Raw genomic sequence first — 18,931 nt, 5'->3', positions numbered from 1 at the left:
TTTACTACTACCTGAATTGGCTATTTGCGCTTCTTTTGGCTGAGCTTCTTCAGGTACTGGTAAGTCTCTTGCTGGGCCCTGATCTTTCCGGCTTCTGCCTCATCACGGCCAATAAAATTGTTGTGGCAGTCTCTAGATTTCACGTTATCCTGGCGCTGCAGGTCTAGGAGGTGGCGCACCTCTGCTCGCAGGTCATCCTGCAGAATAGGGAAGGCCACTTCCACGCGGCGGTCAAGGTTGCGGGCCATCCAGTCAGAGGAAGCCACGTACACTCTCTCCTGGCCGCCATTGCCAAATACGTACACGCGGGCGTGCTCCAGGTAGCGGTCTACCAGCCCCCGCTGACTGATGTTCTCGCTCTGGCCCGCCAGATCCGGAATTACGCACGAGATACCGCGTACCAGCAACTCAATGCGTACGCCGGCCTGGCTGGCTTCGTAGAGTTTCAAAATCATGCGCTCATCTTGCAGGGCATTGAGCTTCAAGATGATGTAGGCCTCTTTGCCCTTTTTGGCCAGGGAAATTTCATGGTCGATGAGGGCCACCAGCTTTTCGCGCAACTCAAACGGGGCCACCAAGAGGTGCTTGAATACGCCGGTTTTATCCTGGCGGTCATGGAAATAGCGGAAAACCTCGGCTACCTCATGGGTTATCTCGGGGTTGGCCGTAAACAGGCCGTGGTCGGCGTAGATCTGGCTGGTTACCTCGTTGAAGTTGCCTGTGCTGAGATAAGCGTAGAGCTTGTTTTGGTCTTCCTCGCCGCGGGTAATCAGCAGCAGCTTGCTGTGTACTTTCAGCTCCGGAATCCCATAGATGACGTTAGCGCCCGCTTTCTGCAGCTTCTCGGCCCAGAACATGTTTGACTCTTCATCAAACCGGGCTTTTAGCTCCACTACCACCGTTACCTGCTTGCCGTTTTTGGCGGCTTTCAGCAGGGCTTTGGCTACCTCGCTCTTATTGGAAACGCGGTAGAGCGTAATGCTAATGCCGCTAACCTGCGGGTCTTTGGCCGCTTCCGTAATCAGCCGCGTCACGTAATCAAATGACTGGTAGGGCGGGTGCAGCAGGTGGTCGCGCTCGGCAATGGCGGGCAGCAGCTTGCCCGTGCGGGGCAGCGTGGGGTGGGGCAGTGGGGGCTGGGCCTCGTACTTAAGGTGGGAGAGGCCTAGATCAGGAAAACCGAAGAAGTCGCGGAAGTTATGGTAGCGGCTGCCCTCTACCAGCTCTTCCTGCCCGATGCCTGTTTTTTGCATAATGGCCCGCAGCACCTGCTTGGGCATGGCGGGGTCATAAAGCAAGCGAGCAGGGTAGCCCGTTTCGCGCTTCTGCAGGCTGCTCTTGATCTTGGCCAGCATATTGCCCGATACCTCTTCCTGAATGTCCAGCTCGGCGTCGCGGGAGAGTTTTAGGGCGTGCACCTGCACCTTCTGGTACTTGGCATACATCTCAGCCGCACCGCACCGGATTACGTCATCCAGGAACATCACGTACTTCTCCTCGCCCTGGGCCGGGAGCTGCACAAACCGGCTGCCGTGGCGCTTGGTAGGCAGCTCCATTACAACAATGCGCTCATCATCGTGCTTCTTCTTTTTCTCAGTGGGTTGAGCCAGGAAAAAGGTGAGGTACACGCTCTGGTCGCGCAGAAACAAGTGATGCAGGTTATCGTCGAGGATAATGGGCGACAGCAAATCCTGCACGTGCTCCCGGAAGTACTGCAGCACCCACTGGTGCTGCTCCTCCGTCAGGTCGTGCTCGGATATCAGGTGAATGTGCTGGTTGCGCAGCTCCGGTAAAATACCGTTGCGGAACGTATCGCCAAACTCCTGCTGCTGCCTTCCCACTTCGGCCAGCAAATCATGGAGCTGCTCCACGGGGTCTTCGCCCAGCTTGGCGCGGGTTTTCTTTTTCAGCTTCACCAGGCGGCGGAGGGTAGCCACGCGCACTTTGAAGTACTCATCGAGGTTGCTGGAAAAGATGGCCAGAAACTTAATGCGCTCCAGCAGCGGCACCTCCGGCGTCTGGGCTTCCTGCAGTACGCGGCGGTTAAAGGCCAGCCAGCTCAGTTCGCGGTTTAGTAGCTGAGGGCGCCCTTGTTTGGTTTCTTCCATGAGTTAGGTGATAGTAGCAAGCTGTAGCACCTGCAAATAGCGCACCTGCTTTGCAGGGCAGGCGTTACTTTCTTATTAATTCTCGTGGCGGGGGTGGTCGTAGAAGTACAGCTCGGCATTTGTGCGGTTCACATCGGCCCAACGGTCGCAGGTAAACTTGAGGCAAGCAATAGCGGCCGTGGTCATCTCCGGCACCGGGTTAGGAGAGAGTACATTGGCAAACTCCGTGAGCGTGTTGTTGTGGCCTACCAGCAGCACTGAGTCGGCGCCGTCGGGCAGCTGGCGCACCACATCCAGCAGGTCCGTTACTTCAGCCTCGTAAATCCGGTCAATCACCTGAATATTCTCGGGCGGGTACTCTACTTCTTTGGCTACCAGCGCAGCCGTGCTTAGGGCCCGCACGGCAGGGGAAGCCACCACCAGATCCAGCCGGATGTCGCGCTCGGCCAAGGCCTGGCCCATGGCGGGGGCGTCGTCGCGTCCGCGGCTGTTAAGTGGGCGTTCTTTGTCGGTCAGGTCATCAAAGCTCCAGCTTGACTTAGCGTGGCGCATCAGGTATAAGGTCTTCATACAGGGAGGGAGAAAGTAAAGGGTAAGCAGGCTTTTTTACTAGAGACGAGGGAAAAAGTTTGCGGCAGCATCAGGGGGGCAGGCTGTCAGGTGGTTGTGCCTATAGCTGCCTGGCGGCACTGTAATAGTTCAAAAAGGAAGTAAATATAGATTAAGTGTTATGTTTTAATGATCAGTAGATTGTGCCGTTTCTGCAGCCTAAATTTGCCAGTCTACTGTTGTGCTATACTTGAGCTGTAGCACACTAGTAGGCGGTCTTTTCCACTCTATTCATTTGCTATGAAGCTACTTTCTATTTGCACATTATGCCGCAGTCTACGTGTGGGAGCCTTCATTACTGCCCTTAGCGCAGCAAGTTTCACTGCTGCCTGGGCTGAGGGCTCAAAGAACCTAACGCCTGGAATCGGTACCCGGGGTACGGCTACGGGCAAGAACAATTACATTGGCTACCTCCAACATAATGATGGCGGCGTAACCGACCCCAATTCCAACTCTAAGTACTTTCTGAAGGAGGGGGCCCCCGCAGACCAGCGTCTCTACATTCGAGTGAAGGCCGGCGAGACGCTGTACTACGGAGTGCGGCGCGTCCGGACGAACAGCGGCAACCCAGGGCGTTTGCGGCTGCAACTCAAATATTCACCCACAGGCACCACCGAGACGGTAGTGAATACCAACTATCTTGAGCCCCTTGCACCGCAGCCCACAGCGCAGGAGCAGCCTAATCTGGCGGCCGGACCGGGGGTTATTGCCACACCCGAAGAAGCGGCCGCTGGCCCCCGCTATACCGGCGGCCCAACTGCAGGCTACAACCCAATTAGCTATACCAACACCACCAATGCCGACCAGGATTTCTGGATTGAATTTATGGAGGTAGATGGTACGGGGGCAGTGACAGCTACCCAGAATAAGGCTTGGTACGACCTCTGGGATTTTACGGTACGTGATGCTACTAGTGAGAAAACGGGCCGGTTGTATTCAAAGCAATGGTCATTTACGGCGGCGGGCGGCACCAATGAGTTGTCTACCTCCTTTGGCTTGTATCCCCTGATTCCGAACCCTAACTTCGGCAACAACAGCTTCTTTGTAAAGCGGGTGAGCTACGCTGGTATTCAACCGTTTGGTGTAATTCTGGTGGCCAACAGCCAGGGCACTACTGTAGCCGGCAACTTCAAGGCCAAGCGCAAGAGCCAGGTAACCAACGTCGGTTATCCGGAGTACAAGCTCTTCGTCAACAACCCCGATCCGACAATCTATCCAACCTCTCCCCGGCCCGGTAATCCTACTGCTACAACTACTTGCGCCAATGGCGTCACTACGTTCACGCTTAATGTAGATCAGGCGGGTTTTGGGATAGTCTTCATCGATGGCGACTCTAACGGGCAGTATGATCGAACCCAGGATCGGGTGCTGGAAAAGTCTACGGTAGTTGGCAACAATACCTACGAGTGGGACGGCAAGACTGACTCAGGGGTTAACATAACGCAAACCACGCTAACCATAACCTTCTCCAGTGGGGTAGGTCCCGTTAACTTTCCTATATGGGATTGTGAGCAGGCTCCTACAACTGGTATTTCGGTGCAGGATGTGCGCCCCGGCAATCAAGGCGCTCAGGATTATGTCTTCTGGAACGACTCCCTGCTCGGGCCTGATTTTTCGACTCCTTACATCAACCCTATTGGGAGCAACACGGTAGCTGCCAGCCACCGCTGGGGTGCTAACAAGGGCGACCAGCGTTTGGTAAATTCTTATGCTGTAGGCCTGTTAGCACGAGGAAATGCTATCCAGATTGCGTACAACCCAGCCACGGCCTGCGCTAGTTCTCCGCCAGTAGTGCTGCAGACGCCGCTGCCCGTTGAGCTGGTTCGCTTTGTGGCTACGCTGCAAAATGGGCAGGTGCAGGTGCGCTGGGCCACAGCCTCTGAGCGCTACAGTGCGTATTTTGAAGTTGAGCGTAGCGTTGATGGCCGCACTTTTCAGCCAATAGGTCACGTGGTGGCTGCGGGTACCAGCACAACACGCTTGAATTACCTGTTTACCGACGTAGAGCCTGCCGCTGGCACTGCGTATTACCGCTTGCGCCAAGTGGATATAGATGGCAAAGCACAGTACAGCAGTGTGGTAACGGTGGCTAGCCTGTTACCTGGCAAAAGCGCTTCAGCAGGCATGCGGCTATATCCTAATCCTGCGGTTTCGGAAGTGAACGTAAGCTTCTCAGCACCTCTCAGTGGGCCCGTGACTATGCGCATACTGGATGTTACAGGCCGAGTGCTGTGGCAGGAGCAGCGAATGCTGCCACCAGCCGGTACTTCGCTACTGCAGGTGCCTACAGCGCAACTACCTGAGGCCCGGCTATATCTGCTGCAGGTGCAGTCCAGCGCTGGCATTATGCGACAACATTTCTGCAAGCAATAAGCCGTAGTATTTAATAAGCTTGTCACACAAACCGGCCCCTCTTCATTAAGTGAAGAGGGGCCGGTTTGTGTGACAAGCTTATTAAGCGAGCCAAAAGGACCTACAAGTGGCCTGACACGCTATAGGGCTACTACAAGGAGTTAGCCTTAGGCGTTGCCTGAGAGCATTTACTCCTTGATAAAGCGCTGATGTGACACCTGCTGGCCATCATCAATGCGGAGCAGGTACACGCCCTTGGCTAGGCCACCCACGGTTAGCAGGTTGCCATCAAAAGTTACCTGCTTCATCTCGGCACCGCGTACATCATACACCTTCACCGATACGGCGCTGTTCTGCACCGATGCCGGTACTTCAATGTTAAGCACATCGGTCGCCGGGTTCGGGAAGATGCGGTAGCCTGCCGTTTCGGCCGTAGCGCCCGCCTGGCGAGCTGCCCCACCCGAGATGGTAATGCTGTAATCCTCGGTTTCGCCGTAGCTGTAGCTGCCGCAGCTAGTAGTGGCCGAAGCGTCGCTCATGACTATACGCAGGCGGGTTTTGCCGCTCTTAGCCGTAGCAGGTACCGTGAAGGTGCTGGTGAGCGTGCTGGAAGAGGAGCTGCTGCGGCTGGCCACCAACTCGCCGCTATCCGTGAAGTCGCCATCCTGGTTGTAATCGATGTAAACCTTCCAGTACTCAGTGTAGGCGGAAGAGCTGTAGCCTGCCGAGTAGCTGATGGTCTGTGAAGTTCCGGCTGTTACAGTGGTGCCCAGGGCCGTACCATCGTAGTAGCCCGCGTTAGCGCCCGAGGTGCGGCTGATGGAGCCTAGCTGTACCAGGTCAATCCACTCATACGATACGCTGCTGCCCTTTGACGCGCAGTACGTAGGAGTGGTGGGAGTAGTGCCGCCCGGAGCCGTGCCGCCGGCCGAAGTGAGCAATGAAGCTCGCGCCCCGCCGGAAGCAAACAGCGCGTTCATGCGCGACGACTGCCCGTTGGAGAACATGTACATGCAGGCATCATCCACGTAGTCCATGTAGTTCATAAACATGTCGCCGTTGCTGCCGTTGGAGCAGGTTACGTGCGGGAAAGAGGGGCAGCCGTAGTTGCTGGTTTGCTGGGTGGGCGTGTCCGAGACCAGGTCGTTGCCGCAGCTGGCATCACCCCAGATGTGGCGCAGGTTCAGCCAGTGGCCTACCTCGTGCGTCGCCGTCCGGCCCAGGTTAAAGGGAGCCGATGACGAACCGCCCCGCCCGAAAGCCGAGCTGAGAATAACAACGCCATCGGTGCTGGCCGCGCCACCCGGGAACTGGGCGTAGCCCAGCACGCCCCCACTCAGGTTGCACACCCACAGATTAAGGTACTGGCCAGCCGGCCATGCGTTGAGGCCGCCGGTGGTGGTGCTCTTCATCCGGTCGTCGGTGCCCCAGCTGGTGGTGCTGGTTTGCTTGCGCTCAATACCGGTGGTTGCGGTGCCACTGGGGCTACGCTTGGCCAGGGTAAACTGAATGCCCGCATTGGCCGCTAGGCCTGCAAAAGCCGCGGGCGTTTTGCTCACGTCGCTATTGAGCTTGTTGAAATCCTCGTTCAGCACATCAATCTGCGACTGAATTTGGGCGTCAGAAATGTTTTGGGCCGTAGTGTTATACAGCACGTGCACTACCACCGGAATGGTGAGCGTAGCTGTGGTGCCCCGCTGGGCCACGGGGTTGGCCTCGGCCTGCTGCGTCTGGCTCTCAATGGCGGCTAGGCGCTGGGCCAGGCCTGGGTCGGCGGCTAGTTGGGCGGCCAGATTTTCCATGGTGGCGCACTGCCGTACCTTTTGCGCTTCGGCGGTGTAGCCCATGCCCAGGCATAAGCCAGCCAGGGCCATTGAGTAAATGGCTTTTTTCATAAAAAGGGTATTTGGTTGTGGGGAAAAGAATGGAGTGGAGCGGGGGCAATAGGGGGAGTGACGCCATGCGGACCATAGCCGCATAGGTCACCACGCAACAGCCTGGTCTACTTAGGATAGACCAGGCTGTTAGATTAAGGCGTAGGAGCCGTTATTCTTTGCGGAAGCGGCGGTGTACCGTCGTCTGCCCGTCGGTGAGGATAACGTGGTAGAGGCCGGCTGGCAGCGCGGCAACATCCAGAGTAGTGGCATTCTCGGTGCGCACCTGTTTCATTTCCAGACCCTGCAGGTCATAAACTTTGGCGGCCCATTGGGCGCTGGCCTGCTCAGTGCCTGATTTCAGCTGCAGGCGGTTGCTGGCAGGGTTAGGGTACAGCTCTACTTCAGGAGCTTTAGCTACCACTGCCGTAGGAGCCGTGCCGCCAGTTGAGGTGAGCAGAGAGGCGCGGGCTCCGCCGGAAGCAAACAAGGCATTAATGCGCGTCGACTGGCCCTGGGTAAACATATACATGCAGGCGTCGTCGGTGTAGTCCATGTAGTTCATGAACATGTCGCCGTTGCTGCCGTTGGAGCAGGTTACGTGCGGGAAAGAGGGGCAGCCGTAGTTGCTGGTTTGCTGGGTGGGCGTGTCCGAGACCAGGTCGTTGCCACAGCTGGCATCACCCCAGATGTGGCGCAGGTTCAGCCAGTGGCCTACCTCGTGCGTCGCCGTACGGCCTTTGTCGTAGGGCTTCGCGGAGCCGCCGGGCAGTGAGGAGTACAGTACCACTACGCCATCGGTGCTGGCTTGGCCACCCGGGAACTGGGCGTAGCCCAGCAGGCCCTGGCCCAGGTTGCACACCCACAGGTTGAGATATTGGCTGGCCGGCCAGGCATTGGCACCGCCGCGCTTGGCGTTCTTTACGGCATCATTAGAGCTCCAGGACGATACTTTGGTTTGGGTGCGCTCAATGCCAGTGGTAGCGTTGCCGTTTGGGTCGCGCTTGGCGAGTACAAACTGCACATTGGTGTTGGCTGCTACACCCGCAAAAGCCGACGGAATCAGGCTGGCATCGGCGTTGGTCTTGGAGAAGTCCTGGTTCAGCACGTCAATCTGTGCCTGAACCTGTGCTGCCGATACGTTTTGGGCTACCGTGTTGTATACTACATGCACTACCACCGGAATAGTAACGGTGCCAGTAGCACTAGTGGAACCAGGCCGCCGGGCCGTAAAGCCTTCCTCAAACTGACGGGTTTGAGCTTCAATGGCAGCCATGCGCTTGGGCAGGGTGGGGTCGGCGGCTATCTGCGCCTCATACACCTCCATGGTAGCACACTGCCGCTGCAGTGGCTGATTGGGAGTCAGACGGCTCGTTTTGTTGAACTGCAGATCTTGGGCTTGCAGGGGAGCGGCTAGGCCAGTACAAAGAGCCAGCAGAGTGAGAGAGTAAAAGGTTTTCTTCATGCGTAGGTAGTTGTGGAAAAGGAAAAAGGAAAGTGAAGGATGTACTCCAGAGAGTAGAAAAGGTTGCGATACTTTCAATTGATACCAAAATATAATGCAATAATCTCAATAATGGATACTTTTTGTTGGCAAAGTTAAGAGTGGAGGTAGTCTTGTTATGGTCTGGGACCAAGCTGAGAACTGATTGCTGCGGATTGGTAACGGGTAAAAAAATAAGCCCTTGGTGGTGGCCTTGCATGTGCAAGGCCGCCACCAGGGGCTCAAAAGCAATTCAACAGGAGCTAATCTTCCTCAGTCTCCGAGATGGGATGCACATTGGGGTAGCGCTGATGCGCAATAGCCGATACGTGCCGTACCAGCAAAGCCCGCAGCTCATCAATGTTCTCGCGCTCCTGGGCTGAAATGAAGATAACCGGGTCGTGCATTTTAGCCATGTACGTAGCCTTTAGCTGCTCCAGAGTTGGGCGCGCAGCTGGGGCGTCTTCATCTTCGTTCATGCCTTCAAAGCCACCGTGGTGCTCCACCGGGGTCTCGGGGTTGTATAAGTCAATTTTGTTGAAGACCAGCAGCATGGGTTTGTCAGCAGCTTCAATATCCTTCAGGGTCTCGTTCACCACTGCAATCTGCTCCTCAAACGTGGGGTGTGAGATGTCTACTACGTGTACCAGCAGGTCGGCTTCCCGGATCTCGTCAAGCGTGCTCTTGAAGCTCTCAATCAGGCGGGTAGGCAGCTTACGAATAAACCCAACGGTGTCGGAGAGCAGGAATGGCATGTTCTCGAGCACCACCTTGCGCACCGTTGAGTCGACGGTAGCAAACAGCTTATTTTCGGCAAACACCTCAGAGCGGCTTAGCATGTTCATAATGGTGCTTTTGCCCACGTTGGTATAGCCTACCAGTGCTACCCGCACAATGCCCCCCCGCGACTTGCGCTGGGTGTTGCTCTGCTTATCAAAGTCCTTGAGGCGCTCCTTCAGCAGGTCTATCCGGTCGCGCACTACGCGGCGGTCAGTTTCAATTTCTGTTTCACCCGGTCCGCGCTGGCTTACACCCCCACCGCGCTGCTTATCCAAGTGAGTCCAGAGGCCGGTGAGGCGGGGCAGTAGGTATTGGTACTGGGCCAGCTCTACCTGGGTGCGGGCCGTGGCCGACTTTGCCCGGCTGGCAAAAATATCAATGATGAGCAGGGAGCGGTCTACAATTTTAACCTGCAGCTCGGCCTCCAGGTTGCGCAGCTGGGAGGGCGAAAGGTCATCATCAAAAATGACCATGCTAATATCCTGGTGCTGCACATAGGCTTTGATTTCGGCCAGCTTACCCTCCCCCACAAACGTGCGGATGTCGGGTTTTTCGAGGCGCTGCACAAAGCGCTTGATGACTTTGGCGCCGGCCGTTTCGGCCAGGAACGCTAGTTCGTCGAGGTATTCCTGGGTTTGAGTATCGGGCTGGCGTTTATCGGGCACGGCTACCAGCACGGCGGTTTCCTGTTCCAGGGCTGTGTCGTAGGTGCCATCTTGGTTGGCCTTGGCCAAAATGCGACCTGCGCGGCCTTTTACGCCATCGGTGGCGCCGGGGTGGCGGGTGCTGTTGCCACGCTTGCGGCCTTTTGAGGCAGGTTTATTAGCCATAAGAAGTGAGCTACGTGAAGAAAGTGGACGGAGAAAGGGAGGTGTAGCTAGGTAAACGGAAGTAAAGGCCCGGAAGATGCCCGCAGGTACCGGAGCCTTTACTGTAGCGTGAGCGAGTAGGCTACCACCTGCTGAATTTGCTCATCAGTGAGCTTACCGGCAAAGGGGGGCATTTTCTTGCTTAGGCTGCCGTGCGTAACCTGGTACATGCGGCCCTGCATAGTGAGGTTACTCTTGGTAAGGTCACGGGCTCCGTTGAGGCCCAGGCGCCCATCGGGGCCGTGGCATACAGCGCAGTTTTTCAGGAATAGCACCTTCCCCTGCACCAAACCGTCGGTGGGAGCCACCTCATCCTGTGCGGCCGCGGCGGCAGCAAGGGCCGTTTCTGTGTCTTGCGCATTGTCGGGCTCGGCCAGGCGGGAGGGAGCTTCGGCATCGGGGGTGGCAGTGGCTTCGGCTAGGCCAGGGGTGGTAGCATACGTTGCTGGTTGGGAGGGCTTGCGCAGGGTGATGCTGCCGGTTTCGGCGAGACCATATACGTACACAAACCCCAGCAGCGTGAGTACTACCCCCGGTTTAAACTGCCGGCGCATAGAGGCAATGGCCGCCGGTAGGAGCACCAGCACCAAGCCTAGCTTCACCCACAGCCAGCTGGGGGTAGGGCCGGGGTACTGACCTAGCAGAACACCACCAGTAAGCAGAATCAAGAAACCCAGCAGGGAGTCGGCAACGCGGGTGCGGGCCCGTAATGCGCGCAGCTGCTCCTGGCGGTTAAGAAGCAGCAAAGCGGCTTTCAGGGCGTAAAACAGCAAAAACGCCAGAATCACCAGGAGGTGCAGGCGCAACAGAATTGGGGAGGCGGACATAGGCCACAAAGGTACATCTGCTGGCGCTTAGCCCGGGTAAGTGGTCGGAAAATCCAGAAAGTAACAAAACAGAAAACGCCCCCGCGCGTAGGAACGCTACCTTTGTGCCAGCACCATTGCCTAGTGGTGCGCTTTACTACATACCGCTCAGGATGCGCGTTGCCATTGTCATCAATACAAGTTGGAATATCTGGAATTTTCGGCGCAGCCTGGTAAAGGCGTTGCAGGCAGCGGGCCACGAGGTGCTGGCCATTGCGCCGCCTGATGCCTACTCGGCGCGGCTGGAAGCAGAGCTAGGGTGCCGCTACGTGCCCATCCTGATGGAAAACAAAGGCACTAACCCGGTAAAAGATGCCCAACTTACTGGCCGCTTCTACAAAATATACCAGCGCGAGCGGCCCGATGTGGTGCTGCACTATACCATCAAGCCAAACATTTACGGCACCATTGCCGCCCGTTTGGCGGGCATTCCCAGCATAAACAATGTGTCGGGCTTAGGCACGGTATTTATTGTGAAGAACTTCGTGAGCAAAATTGCGCTAGGCCTCTACCGCTTTGCATTTCGGTTTCCGAAGCGCATTTTCTTCCAGAATGCCGACGACCGCCAGCTGTTTGTAGAACACGGCTTGGTAAATCCCGCCATTACCGACCTGCTGCCCGGCTCTGGTATCGACACCGATAAATTCAGGCCGGCCGCTGAGTTTACGCGCCACACGCCTTTCACTTTTCTTATGATTGCGCGCGTGCTGTATGAGAAAGGCGTGGAGGAATACTTTGAAGCCGCCCGCTTAGTGCGCGAGGCGGTGCCCGGCACCCGCGTGCAGCTGCTGGGTGGTATTGATGAATCAGGGGGGGTGGGCGTGAAGCGCGTGGTAGTGGAGCAGTGGCTGCGGGCCGGCCACGTAGAGTACCTCGGTACTTCTGATAGCGTAGCGGAGCACATTGCACAGGCCGATTGCGTAGTGCTGCCCTCGTACCGCGAGGGCACCCCCAAAACCCTGCTGGAAGCCGCCGCCATGGGCAAGCCCATCGTCACGACTGACGTGCCCGGCTGCCGCGAAACTGTGGTGCACGGCCAGAACGGGCTGCTGTGTGAAGTGCGCAACGCCCAAGACCTAGCTGACAAGATGCTGCAGGTTCTGCGCCTGTCAGATAGTGGCCTACAGCAAATGGGCCAGGCTGGGCGCCAGCTCGCGGAGCAAAAATTTGACGAGCGAATTGTGCTTGAGAAGTACTTGCGGGTGGTGGAGGCCGTAAAGCCCGCCCGTAACCCCGTTTCGAAATCTGCCTAACTTACCGCCTAGAAGCTAAAAAAGTACACCTGTATGGAGATTAAGCATCATGCCCTGGCTGGGGTAGTTGAGTTTACGCCCCGCGTATTTGGCGATGCCCGCGGTGCCTTCTTTGAGTCGTTTAGTGAGCGGGTAATGCGGGATGCCGGCGTTGACGTAAACTGGGTGCAAGACAACCAGTCGCGCTCTATGCGGGGCGTGTTGCGCGGGCTGCATTTTCAGCACCCTCCTTACGCCCAGGCCAAGCTGGTGCGCGTAGCCCAGGGGCGCGCCCTAGATGTGGTAGTAGACATCCGCCGCGAGTCGCCCACCTACGGACAGCACGTGGCCGTGGAGTTGGACGCTACCCGCTACAACATGCTGTACGTGCCCGTAGGCTTTGCCCACGGCTTTGCTGCCCTCGAAGACGACACGCTCTTCCTCTACAAATGCAGTAACTACTACCAGCCCAGCTCCGAAGGTGGCCTCCTGTGGAACGACCCGGCACTGAATATTCGCTGGCAGCTCACCGACCCGGTTATTTCTCCCAAAGACCAAATTCAGCCCCTGTTAAAAGACTTGCAAAGCCCCTTCTAATAGTGACTGAGTGATTGAGTGCAGTGGCCTAACCTGTCATTGCGAGGAGGCACGGCAAAGCAATCTTTCCTGCTCAATGCGTGAAGTCCTTAAGACTAGAAAAGCCCTTACCTCCAGTATGGAAGTAAGGGCTTTGTAGTTGCGTCAGAAGGGCTGTAAGCGTCAAGGAAAGATTGCTTTGCCGTGCCTCCTCCAGTCAATAACTCAATCACACCGCTATACCAGCTCCAGCAACGTCTCCAGACCCATGCCGCGGGAGCCTTTGATGAGTAGCTGGCGGTGACGCAGGGGGTTAGCACGGAGCCACTCGGCGGCTTCGGCCTTGGTGGTGAAGTGCAGGAAGCGGCCGTGCTGGGCATGTTGCATGTGGGAGCCTACCAGCAGTACCGTTTCAAGGGGCAACTCCTGCAGCAACTGGCCTAAGGCCCGGTGCTCGGCTTCACTTTCAGGGCCCAGCTCAAACATGTCGCCTAGGATTACCACTTTGTCGGCGGGGCTGCCGGCGCGGGCGGCAAAGCTGCGCAGGGCGGCGCTCATGCTGCTGGGGTTGGCATTATAGGCATCCAGCACTACCTCATTATAGGCAGTGCGCACCAGCTGGGAGCGGTTGTTGGTGGGGGCGTAACCCGCTAGGCCAGTTTTGATGGCGGCAGCGGGCACGTTGAAGTACGCGCCCACGGCGGCGGCGGCGGCTAGGTTCGGGAAGTTGTAATCGCCGGTAATCTGAGCTTCTACTGGCTCCCCGTTAAACAGGCGCAGTGCTACTTGGGGTGTGGCGCCCAGCAGCTCAGCAGGGTACGTATCAGTAGGGCCTGGGTACGTGATGCGGTTTTCCACTACGGCGGCCAGGCCGGGCAAGCGGGCGTCCAGGGTGTTCACGAAGGCGGTGCCGCCTGTGCTGGCCAGATACCGGAATAGCTCGCTCTTGCCCTTGGCAATGCCCTCCACACCCCCAAAGCCTTCGAGGTGGGCTTTACCAATGTTGGTGATCAGGCCGTGGGTAGGTTCCGCCAGAGTGCACAGCAGTGCAATCTCACCCTGGTGGTTGGCGCCCATTTCCACAATAGCCAGCTCATGCTCCTCGGGCCGGATAGTGAGCAACGTTAACGGAACCCCGATGTGATTGTTGAGGTTGCCCTTCGTGTACTGCACCCGGTAGCGCTGGCTTAGTACGGCGTGCACCAGCTCCTTGGTGGTGGTTTTGCCGTTTGAGCCCGTAATAGCAAGCACCGGAATGCTAAGCTGGCGGCGGTGATAACGGGCCAGCTCCTGCAGCAGCACCAATGGGTCAGATGCAAAGGTGTAGCGGGCGGGGTCTTGGGCTACCAGCTCTTCGTCGTCTACCACGGCAAAGCGGGCGCCGCTGGCCAGGGCCTGGGGCGCAAAGTCGCGGCCCCGGAAGCTGGGGCCGTTCAGGGCGAAGAACAGGGTGCCATTCTGGGGCTGGCGCGAGTCGGTGCTGACGCCCGTGGATGCCGTAAACCGGGCGTAGAGCGCCGCGAGATCTGCCATACTGTTTATGCGTAACTTGGGAGTCTAAGTGAGAAGTAGCCGAAAATACTCGTATTAGATGCGTCAATTTATATTTCTATTGCTGACGGCGGCACTGCTGGCCGGGGCTACCCGCCGGGGGGCGGCGCAAACCACTCAGCCCTTCGGGTTTGAGCATAAGGCTGTGGCAAAAGTAGTGCACGGCACCGATACGCTGCGCAACGCCTGGGCCGGGGGGCTAAACTCGCCTCAATTTTCCAACATCGACCTCAACGGCGACCAGCAACCCGACCTCTACCTGTTTGACAGGGCCACTACCCGCTCCATGACATTCCTGAGCGTGGCCAGCGGCGCGGGCCGAGCCTGGCAGTACGCCCCGGAGTACGAGGCCTTATTTCCGAGTGGCCTGCAAGGTTGGGTGCTTCTGCGCGACTACGACTGCGACGGCCGCCCCGACCTGTTCACGTATGGTAACGGCGGCGACATACGGGTATACCGCAACGTGGCCGGCGCCAACGGGCAGCCCAACTTTCAGCTCACTACCAACCAGCTCACGTACTTCGACCCGGCTCCTACGGGCGGCAACGTGAACATTACCACGGGCGGCTACAACCTGCCGGCTATTCAGGACGTGAACGGCGACGGGCGGCTCGATATCCTGACTTATGATTTTGCTTCTACGTCGCCCAGCATCAACTACTACCGCAACTCTACCACCACGGGCTGCGGCGGCCTGGCTATGGTTGAGGAAACCAACTACTGGGGCGGCATCACGGCCTGCTTATCGGGCTGCACGGGGTTTGCTTTTGCCCCCGACCAGTGCCGCGCTGAGCCCCGGCCGAGCCACACGGGTGGTTTCAACCTGGAGGTGGTAGACCTAGATGGCGACGGCGACCTGGACGCGCTGACCGCACGCGACAATTGCGCTGAGCTGATCAGCCTGCGCAATGATGGTACTGCGCAACTGGCCCGCATGACGGCCGCAGGCATGAACCTAAACTTCCCGGCGGGCACTACGCCCGTGCGGTTGCCCAACTTCCCGTCGGCGTACCTGGTTGACGTAACCTTTGATGGCCGCCCCGATATGGTAGTGGCGCCCAACCTCTACGACAATACTGACACCGTTGACACTCGCGCCTCGGTGCAGCTCTACCGCAACACCAGCGCCGCGGGTGTCCCGGCCTATGCTTTCCAGCAAAACAACTTCCTACAGGAAGGCATGCTGGACGTCAGTGAAGCCGCCGCTCCCACCTTTGGTGACCTGACCGGCGACGGCCTAGTGGATATGCTCATTGGGGGCACCAGCCGCAATACGCCCAACCAGCGGTACCGCGCTACCCTGAGCTTCTACCGCAACGTGGGCACGGCCAGCAAGCCGGTGTTTCAGCTGGTTACCAACGACTACCTAGGCCTGTCAAGCCGCCATTTAGTCGCCATCAAACCTGCTTTGGTAGACCTGAACCGCGACGGCAAGCTGGACCTGGCCTTCACCAGCACCCAACGCACAGTAAACAGCGCCGGTACTATTACCGATGCGGCGGTACCGCTATCGGTTATGCTAAACACGGCCCCTGCGGGGCAGGCCGCTGCGTTTGGCGCGGCTACTACGCTGGGTACCATTTCTACCTGGGTTAATGACGCGCCCTGCTTCACAGATGTAGACGGCGACGGGATAGTGGACTTGCTGTTGGGCACCAACCTAAATTCCTCTGATATTCCGGGGGCCTCCCTGCGCTACTACCGCAACTCCGGGGTGGGTAACCTAGGCCAGTCGTTCACGCTTATCAATAGCGACTACGGCCAGATCAGGACAAGTGATGGTTCCCGCCCCGGTAACTTACACCCCGTAGTAGCTGACTTCGATGGCGACACGTTCCCGGATTTGCTGACTGCCGATGGCTCAGGTGAGGTGCGACTCTACTCCAATTTCCGGGCGCAAACGGGTGCCTTCCTGCCCCGCACCGATCTGTTCTTTAACCCGTTGCTGGGCCAGTTCCAAAACTCCCGGTTCGGAACAGTGTCGCGGGCCCGCTTTGCACCGGCCGCAGCCGATGTCAATCAGGATGGCAGCCCGGAGCTGTACCTGGGCATGGAAGCAGGAGGGGTGCTTTCCTTTGGAGTCCGCAGCCGGGTACTGGCGGCCACGCCGGCCACTACTGCGTTACCGCTGCAGCTATATCCCAACCCGGCCGCCACCACCGTTACCATTGAAGCGCCCCGCCCCATACGGTTTACGCTGCTTGATATAACGGGCCGCGTACTGCGCAGGCAGGCCCAGGCGCAACGCACGCACACGCTTTCCCTGACTGGCCTAGCGCCGGGTGTTTACTTAATACGCTGCGAAACCGAAGGGGGCGAGCAGGCCGTGAAGCGGCTGGTAGTACAGTAAGCTAACATCCGCAGCGCTTTGAAACCCCACCGGCCCCTGATAGCCAAGGTTGCTATCAGGGGCCGGTGGCTAAAAGACTATGGTGCCGAGACTTACGTGAGAGTAAAGGCGTCGCCATCCTGCAGGGCCGGGAACCGCTCCCGGAAGGCTTCCAGGTCGGCGCGGCGCAAGGAGCGGGTAATACTGGTTTCCTGGTTGCCCACTTCCACCAGATATTCTCCCCGCATATCTAGCAGGGCTGAGTCGCCGGCATATGAAATGCTGTTGCCATCAATGCCCACGCAGTTTACCCCAATGGTGTAGGCCAGGTTCTCAATGGCTCGGGCCCGCAGCAGCGTAATCCAGGCGGTACGGCGGGTGGCGGGCCAGTTGGCCACGTACAGGAGCAGGTCGTAGGGGTTTTCTGGCTGGTTGCGGCTCCATACCGGAAAGCGGAGGTCGTAGCAAACCAGGGGGCAGATGCGCCAGCCGCGCCATTCCTCCATCAGGCGCTCAGTGCCAGCGGTAAACACCTCGTGCTCCTTGGCCATCGTGAAAAGATGGCGCTTGTTGTAGTAGCTGAAGGTGCCATCGGGCCGCACCCACAGCAGCCGGTTGTAGAAATTGCCGGCTTCTGCTACGATAATACTGCCGGTTACCACGGCGTTGCGTTGGGCGGCCACCTCCTGCATCCAGTGCAAGGTGGGACCTTGCATGGGCTCTGCCAGCGTTTTGGCGCTCATGCTGAAGCCCGTGGTAAACATTTCCGGCAGCACAATCAGGTCGGTGCTGATGGAAATCTTGTCAATATGCCGCCCTAAATCCTGGCGGTTGGTGTGCGGATCGTGCCATTGCAAGGACGCCTGCACGAAGGAGACAGTTAGGTCAGACAAAGCCGTGAGTGTTGCAGGTGATGGAGAGAGAAATAGTAGGTAAAAGATAAAGTAGAATGACCGAAACCGGGCGTACTACTTTTGCGCTTCACTTCTGGCGCCGCGCTCAGCAAACTCCTGTGAAGCGGGCCAGGCCTTGGTTTTGCTGCTGTGGTTTATGAGCCATAAGGCAGGGCTTGCTGTAAACGCTGGGCGGCGGCTTGTAGCGTGCTGTCTTGCTTGGCAAAGCAGAAACGCACCAGGCCGTGGTCTTGCCCATCGTGGTAAAACGCTGAAATTGGCACTACGGCCACTCCGGCTTCCTGGGTTAAGCGGCGGGCAAACGTTACGTCGTCGGTGCCGGGAGCTAGGCCGCGGAAGTCAGCCACCTGAAAGTAGGCACCAGCTACCGGTAGCAGCCGCAAGCCCGTAGGTGCCAGCAGCTCCCGAAACAGGTCGCGCTTTTGTTGGTAAAAGGTAGGCAGCATTTCAAACAGGGCGGTATCTGGCAGCACATCGGCCAGGGCATGTTGGGTGGGGGTGCTTACACTAAAGGTTACAAACTGGTGCACGCGCCGCAACTCCGTGGTGAGTGGCGGCGGCGCAATGCAATACCCCACCTTCCAGCCGGTAGCATGATACGTTTTGCCAAACGATGACAGCACAAAGGCCCGTTCGCGCAGCTCAGGATGTTGCAGCACACTGTGGTGAGCGTGTCCGTCAAATACCATGTGCTCGTATACCTCATCGCTGAGCACCAGGGTGTTGGTGTCGCGCAGTAGCTCGGCCAGGGTGGTTAAGTCGTGGGGGGTAAGCACGGCCCCGGTGGGGTTGTTGGGCGTGTTAAGCATAACGAGGCGGGTGCGCGGTGTGAGGGACGCGCGCACCTGGTCCCAATCGGGCCGGAAATCAGGTAAGGTAAGGGGCACGTACACGGGCACCCCACCCTGCAGCCGAATGGCCGGGCTATACAAATCATAGGCGGGCTCCAGCACCAGCACCTCATCGCCGGGGTGCACCACGGCTGCCAGCACCGCATAGAGCGCCTCGGTGGCGCCACTGGTTACGGTAATTTCGGTGGCCGGGTCGGGGGCGGCAACCCCATACACATGGGCCGTTTTCTGGCTGATAGCCTCGCGCAACCGCGGCAGGCCCGGCATGGGGGCGTACTGCTGGTGGCCGGAAGTGCATACATGGTGGGCCAAGGCCTCCAGCAACGCCTGCGGTGGGTCGTAGTCGGGAAACCCTTGCGCCAGGTTAATGGCCCCGTGCTCCTGGGCCAGCTGGGTCATTACCGAAAAAATGCTCGTGCCTACATCAGGCAGCTTGGAGCGAAGCGAAGGCAGGGCCATGCAAAGTGAATAGCTGAATTAGATATTTCCCAAAGTACGCACGCTGCCCCAGGTGGCCTAGCGCCTTTGCGACAACTG

Annotated in this window: 13 protein-coding genes; 4 read left to right on the top strand and 9 right to left on the bottom strand. The window is 58.1% G+C overall.

Annotation, left to right across the window (positions count from 1 at the left end):
• Positions 1 to 20: 20 nt before the first annotated feature.
• Both ppk1 and HMJ29_RS05115 read right to left on the bottom strand, forming a co-directional pair.
• Complete coding sequence (gene ppk1, locus HMJ29_RS05120; RefSeq protein WP_171590460.1) at positions 21 to 2,108, bottom strand: polyphosphate kinase 1; 2,088 nt, start codon at positions 2,106 to 2,108, stop codon at positions 21 to 23.
• Between the two features lie 75 nt (positions 2,109 to 2,183).
• Positions 2,184 to 2,678, bottom strand: coding sequence for a SixA phosphatase family protein (locus tag HMJ29_RS05115; RefSeq protein WP_171590459.1), 495 nt, complete (start codon positions 2,676 to 2,678; stop codon positions 2,184 to 2,186).
• A gap of 321 nt (positions 2,679 to 2,999) precedes the next feature.
• Between HMJ29_RS05115 and HMJ29_RS05110 the strand changes: the two genes are divergently transcribed.
• On the top strand, positions 3,000 to 5,090 hold the full coding sequence (locus HMJ29_RS05110) for a T9SS type A sorting domain-containing protein (RefSeq protein WP_171590458.1): 2,091 nt from the start codon (positions 3,000 to 3,002) through the stop codon (positions 5,088 to 5,090).
• A 167-nt stretch (positions 5,091 to 5,257) separates the two neighbouring features.
• Here HMJ29_RS05110 and HMJ29_RS05105 read toward each other — a convergent pair whose 3' ends face one another.
• The 4 genes from HMJ29_RS05105 to HMJ29_RS05090 form a co-directional block, all read right to left on the bottom strand.
• Positions 5,258 to 6,964 carry a GEVED domain-containing protein gene (locus HMJ29_RS05105; RefSeq protein WP_171590457.1) on the bottom strand — a complete coding sequence of 569 codons (1,707 nt, stop codon included), beginning with the start codon at positions 6,962 to 6,964 and terminating at the stop codon, positions 5,258 to 5,260.
• A 151-nt stretch (positions 6,965 to 7,115) separates the two neighbouring features.
• The gene (locus tag HMJ29_RS20600) at positions 7,116 to 8,408 is read right to left on the bottom strand and encodes a M43 family zinc metalloprotease (RefSeq protein ID WP_171590456.1); all 1,293 of its coding nucleotides are present in this window, start codon (positions 8,406 to 8,408) and stop codon (positions 7,116 to 7,118) included.
• A 281-nt stretch (positions 8,409 to 8,689) separates the two neighbouring features.
• Positions 8,690 to 10,036, bottom strand: coding sequence for a GTPase HflX (gene hflX, locus HMJ29_RS05095; protein ID WP_171590455.1), 1,347 nt, complete (start codon positions 10,034 to 10,036; stop codon positions 8,690 to 8,692).
• 98 nt (positions 10,037 to 10,134) lie between these two features.
• Positions 10,135 to 10,902: a c-type cytochrome gene (locus HMJ29_RS05090; protein WP_171590454.1), complete on the bottom strand. Its 768-nt coding sequence runs from the start codon at positions 10,900 to 10,902 to the stop codon at positions 10,135 to 10,137.
• Between the two features lie 152 nt (positions 10,903 to 11,054).
• On the opposite strand from HMJ29_RS05090, the gene HMJ29_RS05085 reads away from it, so the two are divergent.
• The gene (locus HMJ29_RS05085) at positions 11,055 to 12,194 is read left to right on the top strand and encodes a glycosyltransferase family 4 protein (protein WP_171590453.1); all 1,140 of its coding nucleotides are present in this window, start codon (positions 11,055 to 11,057) and stop codon (positions 12,192 to 12,194) included.
• Positions 12,195 to 12,227: 33 nt separating this feature from the next.
• A complete protein-coding gene (gene rfbC / locus HMJ29_RS05080) occupies positions 12,228 to 12,770 on the top strand; it encodes a dTDP-4-dehydrorhamnose 3,5-epimerase (RefSeq protein ID WP_171590452.1) in 543 nt (180 codons plus the stop codon).
• Between the two features lie 216 nt (positions 12,771 to 12,986).
• Here the strand turns inward: rfbC and HMJ29_RS05075 are convergent, their stop codons facing one another.
• Entirely contained in the window at positions 12,987 to 14,282 is a 1,296-nt protein-coding gene (locus tag HMJ29_RS05075; protein ID WP_171590451.1) for a UDP-N-acetylmuramoyl-tripeptide--D-alanyl-D-alanine ligase, read from the bottom strand.
• Positions 14,283 to 14,340: 58 nt separating this feature from the next.
• Here HMJ29_RS05075 and HMJ29_RS05070 point away from each other — a divergent pair, with 58 nt between their 5' ends.
• Complete coding sequence (locus tag HMJ29_RS05070; RefSeq protein WP_171590450.1) at positions 14,341 to 16,650, top strand: T9SS type A sorting domain-containing protein; 2,310 nt, start codon at positions 14,341 to 14,343, stop codon at positions 16,648 to 16,650.
• Between the two features lie 92 nt (positions 16,651 to 16,742).
• Here HMJ29_RS05070 and HMJ29_RS05065 read toward each other — a convergent pair whose 3' ends face one another.
• Positions 16,743 to 17,522: an amidohydrolase gene (locus tag HMJ29_RS05065; protein ID WP_171590449.1), complete on the bottom strand. Its 780-nt coding sequence runs from the start codon at positions 17,520 to 17,522 to the stop codon at positions 16,743 to 16,745.
• A 155-nt stretch (positions 17,523 to 17,677) separates the two neighbouring features.
• Positions 17,678 to 18,853: a methionine aminotransferase gene (locus HMJ29_RS05060; protein WP_171590448.1), complete on the bottom strand. Its 1,176-nt coding sequence runs from the start codon at positions 18,851 to 18,853 to the stop codon at positions 17,678 to 17,680.
• Positions 18,854 to 18,931 lie beyond the last annotated feature (78 nt).

The organism is Hymenobacter taeanensis, from assembly GCF_013137895.1.
Classification (GTDB): Bacteria; Bacteroidota; Bacteroidia; order Cytophagales; family Hymenobacteraceae; genus Hymenobacter; species Hymenobacter taeanensis.
The sequence above is the reverse complement of the archived record's forward strand: the minus strand, read 5'-3'. Positions and strand labels throughout refer to the sequence as shown.

Coding starts and splice junctions, on each gene's coding strand:
- ppk1 (WP_171590460.1), bottom strand. CDS start 2,108: ATGGAAGAAACCAAACAAGGGCGCCCTCAGCTACTAAACCGCGAACTG.
- HMJ29_RS05115 (WP_171590459.1), bottom strand. CDS start 2,678: ATGAAGACCTTATACCTGATGCGCCACGCTAAGTCAAGCTGGAGCTTT.
- HMJ29_RS05105 (WP_171590457.1), bottom strand. CDS start 6,964: ATGAAAAAAGCCATTTACTCAATGGCCCTGGCTGGCTTATGCCTGGGC.
- HMJ29_RS20600 (WP_171590456.1), bottom strand. CDS start 8,408: ATGAAGAAAACCTTTTACTCTCTCACTCTGCTGGCTCTTTGTACTGGC.
- hflX (WP_171590455.1), bottom strand. CDS start 10,036: ATGGCTAATAAACCTGCCTCAAAAGGCCGCAAGCGTGGCAACAGCACC.
- HMJ29_RS05090 (WP_171590454.1), bottom strand. CDS start 10,902: ATGTCCGCCTCCCCAATTCTGTTGCGCCTGCACCTCCTGGTGATTCTG.
- HMJ29_RS05085 (WP_171590453.1), top strand. CDS start 11,055: ATGCGCGTTGCCATTGTCATCAATACAAGTTGGAATATCTGGAATTTT.
- rfbC (WP_171590452.1), top strand. CDS start 12,228: ATGGAGATTAAGCATCATGCCCTGGCTGGGGTAGTTGAGTTTACGCCC.
- HMJ29_RS05075 (WP_171590451.1), bottom strand. CDS start 14,282: ATGGCAGATCTCGCGGCGCTCTACGCCCGGTTTACGGCATCCACGGGC.
- HMJ29_RS05070 (WP_171590450.1), top strand. CDS start 14,341: ATGCGTCAATTTATATTTCTATTGCTGACGGCGGCACTGCTGGCCGGG.
- HMJ29_RS05060 (WP_171590448.1), bottom strand. CDS start 18,853: ATGGCCCTGCCTTCGCTTCGCTCCAAGCTGCCTGATGTAGGCACGAGC.